General features: G+C 63.1%; 6 protein-coding genes. All 6 read right to left on the bottom strand.

From position 1 onward, the window contains the following. Positions 1-610, bottom strand: a 610-nt coding sequence (locus VG320_RS28615) for a DUF6538 domain-containing protein (RefSeq protein WP_327203435.1), incomplete at its 3' end; no start/stop codon positions are given. 228 nt (positions 611-838) lie between these two features. Then, positions 839-1,993, bottom strand: coding sequence for an ATP phosphoribosyltransferase regulatory subunit (locus tag VG320_RS28610; RefSeq protein WP_327203433.1), 1,155 nt, complete (start codon positions 1,991-1,993; stop codon positions 839-841). Positions 1,994-2,125: 132 nt separating this feature from the next. Then, positions 2,126-2,317, bottom strand: coding sequence for a DUF2065 domain-containing protein (locus VG320_RS28605; RefSeq protein WP_103703968.1), 192 nt, complete (start codon positions 2,315-2,317; stop codon positions 2,126-2,128). A 44-nt stretch (positions 2,318-2,361) separates the two neighbouring features. After that, the gene (locus tag VG320_RS28600) at positions 2,362-3,261 is read right to left on the bottom strand and encodes a protease modulator HflC (RefSeq protein ID WP_327203431.1); all 900 of its coding nucleotides are present in this window, start codon (positions 3,259-3,261) and stop codon (positions 2,362-2,364) included. Between the two features lie 11 nt (positions 3,262-3,272). Further along, a complete protein-coding gene (hflK, locus tag VG320_RS28595) occupies positions 3,273-4,760 on the bottom strand; it encodes an FtsH protease activity modulator HflK (protein ID WP_327203429.1) in 1,488 nt (495 codons plus the stop codon). A gap of 92 nt (positions 4,761-4,852) precedes the next feature. Next, a partial coding sequence (gene hflX, locus VG320_RS28590) for a GTPase HflX (RefSeq protein WP_414696142.1) occupies positions 4,853-5,972 on the bottom strand: 1,120 nt, incomplete at its 5' end.

Below are 5,972 nucleotides of genomic sequence, written 5' to 3'. Positions count from 1 at the left end.
CAGTTGCGAAATCAAGATACGCACCAATTTCCCGCTTATATAAAGAATAGGTTTTTGGTGCTAATGTTTTCTCAATTTCAGTAAAATATTCATTTTTTACATCAGATACCAAATACTTTGATTGGTAAAGTGGAATTTGGCTATCTGCGGCTTGAGGCTGGGTTACACCTGATTGTTGACTTGACATAGCAAGCAAAGCTTTATAGGCCTCTTGTTCTGCTGGGTCGCTTAAATTATTAAATTCAAACTCACCACCACCAAATTTTACTTTGAGTTCTTTTAAGATTTGATTATTCAAATCAAAATCAGTGACATGCTTTTTCATATTAAAATTAACTAACAAATCAAATTGAGATGATAGATGTAAAGCAAGCATTCTTGCTTTTTTAAAGTCTTTGGTCCCAAGACTTTTCTTAATCTCACGGCACTTGAAAATGGGCTGTAGCAAAAGGGGCACAACAAGCCTGATGGTATACGTACCATGCCTGTTGGTGGTGAGCCTGTAGAAGCTCTTAGAACGCGCGGTGATGGGTACTTCGGTAGAGGGGTGTCCCAAGATGGCTTTGGCTGGCTCATCTTGGGAGATGTGAAATACATTTGTAAGGTTCACTGGATACCCTTTTGGCTACCCAACTACCCTTTTTACTACACTTTTACTTTTAAATCAGTCACTTAGCGTGACTCTTGGTAAAAACGTATTCTACCTGGGTTCGGCGGCAAGGCCGCCATTTTTTCCCGAAATTCGCGGAATTTCCTTTTGCACTCAACGGCATGCGGGTGGGCAGCCAGCGCTTACGGCTGGCTTTGAACGCCCTTCCCGCGCCATCCCGCGGACATTTCAGGCGCCGTGCGCTTCCACCACCCACGCGCCGTCGCGCTCGACCAGCACGCGGTCGCAGGCGAATTCGTCCATGTCGTGCTCATGACCCGGCAGCGCCTGGATCACCACTTCGCCCGCGTCGCGCAGGGCCGCGACGGCCGCACGCAGCGCCTCGTCGTGGCGCCACGGCGCGAGGATCGCGCTGCTGCGCGCTTCCACCGGCGAAATTCGCGCCACTTCGCGCAGATCGAGCGAAAAACCCGTCGCCGCGCGGGCGCGGCCATACGCCTGGCCCACCTTGTCGTAGCGGCCACCGCGCGCCACGGCGTTCGGCACGCCGTCGACGTAAGCCGAGAACATCACGCCGCTGTGGTACGCGTAGCCGCCCAGATCCGCGAGGTCGAGCATCAGTTCCGCGCCCTTGACTTCGCCCATCAGGAAGGCCAGATCGTCGAGCGCGCGCGCGATGCCCGGCAGCGCCGGCAGACGCTGGCGCGCCTCGTCGATCACGCTCGCATCGCCGTAAAGCGACGGCAGCGCGCGCAGTGCGTCGCGCGAAGCCGCCGGCAGATTGGCCGTGAGTTCGGCCAGGCGCGGCACGTCCTTTCCTGCGAGCGCTTCATACAGAGCGTCGCCGAGCGCCGCCGCAGCCGGATCGGCTTCGAAAATCGCCGCGAGCACGCCCGCGTGCGACAGGTCCAGACGCACTTTCGACAGGCCCGCGAGGCGCAGCGCGTCGAGCAGCAATTGCTGGATTTCGAGGTCGGCTTCAAGGCCGGCGTGGCCGTAGATTTCAGCGCCGATCTGGATCTGTTCGCGCGTTGCGTGCAGGCCGCGCGGACGCGTATGCACCACGTTGCCCGCGTAGCAAAGGCGCGTCACGCCCTGACGGTTCAAGAGATGCGCGTCGATGCGCGCGACCTGCGGCGTGATGTCGGCGCGCAGGCCGAGCGTGCGGCCCGACAGTTGGTCGACGAGTTTGAAGGTGCGCAGGTCCAGATCGCGGCCGCTGCCCACCAGCAGCGACTCGATGTATTCGAGCAGCGGCGGCATGACCATTTCGTAGCCGTAGGCGCGGAAGCGGTCCAGCAGGCGGCGGCGCAGCTCTTCGATCTTGCGCGCCTCGGACGGCAGCACGTCGGCGATATTCTCGGGAAGTAACCAGGTCGACATCGGGGGAGTCCTACGACGATAAGGGCCGCACAAAAACACTGCAAAACAACGCAGCGACGGCGCGCGCGAACGCACGCCCTGCGCGGGCCGGACGATAGAAACGGCGAGCGCCTCGCGGCGCGCGCCTTGAATTCAGGTGGCGAGCATCAGCAGCACGAGACCGAGTCCCATCACGATCAGCCCGCCAATGCGGATGTGATGCGGCGGCCGTTCCGCAATTCTACGGAAAGTGTCGCGCCACGCCGTCGGAAAGACGAACGGGAACATGCCCTCGATAATCAGCATCAACGCGATCGCGAGCAACAGGGAGCCGGCTATGTCCATGCGAAGAAGATGCGCCGCGCACGTGCGCGACGCCATTGTCTCGTTTAGTGTTTGCGCGGCGCGGCGGGAGCCGGCGGCGCGTCTCCGTTAGGACTGCGCATGTAGCGGAAGAAGTCGCTCGATGAGTCGACCACGACCACGTCGCCCGGCTTGAAGCTCTGGCGATAGGCCTGCATGCTCTGGTAGAAGCGGTAGAAGTCCGGATCGCGACCGTACGCCTGCGCGGCGATCGCGGCAGCCTTGCCGTCGCCTTCGCCCTTGATGGCCTGCGCCTGGCTGTACGCATCCGCGACCGCGCCCTGCTGCTTGCGCTCCGCATCGTCCTTGATCTGCTGCGCCTCGGCTGCGCCCTTCGCGCGCTCGTCGGCGGCGGCCTGCTCGCGCGCGGCGCTCATGCGCTTGTAGACCACATCGGCGAGTTCGGCCGGATAGTCGATGCGCGTGAGTTCGATATCGATCACGTCGATGCCGAGCGGCGCAGCGGCGGTCTTCAACTCGTCGCGCGCGCGGCTGGCGATGGCTTCCTGCTGCGCCAGCGCGTCGGTGAGCGTGACCTTCGAGAACGCATCGGACAGCGCGTCGCGCGACAGCGAAGCGAGGCGGTCGGCGAGCGTCTGCGGGTCGCCCTTGGTCGCCGCAAACAGCTTGAGCGGCTCGCCGATGCGATAACGCACCACCGGGTTCACGAGCAGCTCGGTCTTGTCCGAGGTCGTGTAGCGGTCGGCGTCCGGCGCATCAAACGCCTGGATGCGGGTGTCGAGGAAAGTCGCGGTCTGGAACGGCGGCGGCAGCTTGACGTGCAAGCCCGGCTCGGCGAGCGAGGCTTTCGAGCCGCCCGACGACGACACCACAGCCACATGGCGCGGATCGACGACGAACACCGACGACGACGCCACCAGCACCACCACCACGAAGGCGACGACGAACGCAATGATCTTGTTCATATCGGCGCCCCTTATTGCACGTCGTCTTCGCGGCCACGCGAGCGGAACGCGTCGCGCGAACGGAAGGCATCGCTTGCGGCTTGCGCCGCGTCGCTGGCCGAGGGAGCCGGTGCTGCGCCCTGCTGCTGGGCACCTTGCTGTTGGGCACCTTGCTGCGGGCTTTGCGAACCTTGCGGCTGAACGCTCTGCTGCGTATCGCTATTGGTCGCGGGCGCCGATGCTGCGCCGGTGTTCGCGCCGGTGTTCGGATTGCTGCTCGCATCGGCGGCGCCCGTTGCGGCAGGCGCATTCGCTGCCGCCGCGCCCGATGCTGCAACCGCGGCCGCAGCACGCTGACGCGTAGCATCGACGAGCTTGTCGAGCGGCAGATAAATCACGTTGTTGCCCGACTTGCTGTCGACGAACACCTTCGTCGTATTCGAGTAGATATGCTGCATCGTATCCAGGTACATGCGCTCGCGAATCACGGCCGGAGCCTTCGCGTACTGCTCGTAGACGCTGTTAAAGCGTTGGGCGTCGCCTTGTGCCTGCTCGACCACGCGGTCGCTGTACGCCTTGGCGTCGTCGATCAGTTTGGCGCCGTCGGCCTGTGCGCGCGGCAGCAGTTGATCGGCGTAAGCCTGCGCGTCGCGCTTTGCGCGTTCGCGGTCCTGATGGGCTTTCGCTTCATCGTCGAAGGCGGCCTGCACGCGGTCAGGCGCCGCGACGCTCTGGATCGTCACGCCCACCACGCCCAGACCCGTCTTGTACTGGTCGAGCGCGTGCTGGATCGTATCGGCGAGCTGTGCGCGGATCGGTTCGCGGTCCGCGTAAAGCAGATCGTTGGTGCTGTGCGCGCCCACCACCGAGCGCACCGCCGCCTGCGCGGCCTGGCTCACGGAAAGATCGGGATCGACGCTGCGGAACAGATAGTCGGTAGGCTGTTTGACCTGGTACTGGACGATCAGACGCACATCGAGAATGTCACCATCGTGCGTGATCACCGAGGCGTCCTTCACGTTCGACGGCGGCACCGGATTGTTGCGGCCGATCTCGACGCTGCGGATCTGGCCGACGTTGACGATGTCGTGCGCCTGGAACGGGAACGGCATGCGCCAATGCACGCCCGGGCCCACAGCGTGGCGGTACTGGCCGAACTGAAGCACGACGCCAGCCTGACCGTCCTGAACGATGAACACACCGCTGCCGATATAGATGGCGATCAGCACGCCCAGCACGAGGCCTACGCCAATGCGCGCACCGTGACCGTTGTCCGGACGCGGGCCGAGGCCACCGGGTCCCTTGCCCTTCTTGCCGAAGAACGACGACAGGCGGCGATTGAAATCGCGCCACATTTCGTCGAGATCGGGCGGGCCGTCGCCGTTGTTGTCCTTGTTACCGGAGGGACGCCGCGCGTCATCGTTGCGCTGGCCATTGCCCTCGCCGCGACCCCATCGCGGGTCGTTCAGCGAGAAAATGGCACGCGCGCGCCAGCCAGTCCGCTTGTTGTAATCGTTCACCTGTGTTCGTTCACCAGAGTAGACAGCGGGTCATGTGCGTGGAAATGCGCCCGCGCACCACGAGGGCGACGCCGGGCGCTGCCGGTTTGGGTTCAGCGGCCGTGCTCGGGTTCCCTGCTGGGTTCGTGCGACAGCGGACTCCAGTCGGCTGCGGCCTGAGGCTGCGATGGCGCGACGAGCGGTTCGGCCGTCGCGATTTCGGCGATGGCGGCGCGCAGCGCATCCAGTCCGACGCCCGTGCGCGCGCTCAAAAAGACGCGCGAAATATTACCATACTCATCCCGCTCGACCGTCCCGCCTCGGGCCGCCAGTTCGGGCACGGCGTCGATCTTGTTGAACACCAGCACCTGGCGGATCGTATCGGCGCCGATCTCGTGCAGCACGTCGTTGACCTGATCGATCTGGTCCAGACGCACCGCGCTCGACGCATCGACCACGTGCAGCAGCAGATCTGCCTGCACGGTTTCCTGCAGCGTCGCGCGGAAAGCGGCCACCAGTTGGTGAGGCAGTTCGCGGATGAAACCAACGGTATCGGACAGCACGATCTGGCCGACTTCGTCGCCGAGCCACACGCGCCGCGAAGTCGTATCGAGCGTCGCGAAGAGCTGGTCGGCGGCGTAGGCCTGCGCCTTGGTGAGCGCATTGAACAGCGTGGATTTGCCCGCGTTCGTATAGCCGACGAGCGACACCGACATGGTGCGCGTGCGTTCGCGCTGACGGCGCTGCGTGCCGTGTTGACGGCGCAGCTTCGCAAGCTTGCCCTGCAGCATCTTGATACGCTCGCCAATCAGGCGGCGGTCGGTTTCAAGCTGCGTTTCGCCAGGACCGCGCAGACCAATACCGCCCTTCTGACGCTCAAGGTGGGTCCAGGCGCGCACGAGGCGCGTAGCGAGATACTGAAGCTGGGCGAGTTCGACCTGCAGCTTGCCTTCGTGGCTGCGTGCGCGTTGCGCAAAGATGTCGAGAATGAGGCTCGTACGATCCACCACGCGGCGGCCAAGAGCGCGCTCCAGGTTACGTTGCTGGGCGGGCGATAGCGCGTGATTGAAGATGACGATTTCGATGTCGTTCGCTTCACAGGCGAGGCGCAGTTCCTCGGCCTTGCCGCTGCCGATGAACATGGCGGCGTCGGGGCTCGAGCGGCGCCCGGTGAGCGTGACAGCAGGAGTGGCGCCCGCGCTTTTGGCGAGCAGGCTGAGTTCTTCGAGGCTG

It is taken from the genome of Paraburkholderia sp., assembly GCF_035948235.1.
GTDB lineage: Bacteria > Pseudomonadota > Gammaproteobacteria > Burkholderiales > Burkholderiaceae > Paraburkholderia.
The sequence above is the reverse complement of the archived record's forward strand: the minus strand, read 5'-3'. Positions and strand labels throughout refer to the sequence as shown.

Excerpts from the sequence above, each read along its gene's own strand:
- VG320_RS28600 (WP_327203431.1), bottom strand. The coding sequence starts at position 3,261 with ATGAACAAGATCATTGCGTTCGTCGTCGCCTTCGTGGTGGTGGTGCTG.
- VG320_RS28610 (WP_327203433.1), bottom strand. The coding sequence starts at position 1,993 with ATGTCGACCTGGTTACTTCCCGAGAATATCGCCGACGTGCTGCCGTCC.
- VG320_RS28605 (WP_103703968.1), bottom strand. The coding sequence starts at position 2,317 with ATGGACATAGCCGGCTCCCTGTTGCTCGCGATCGCGTTGATGCTGATT.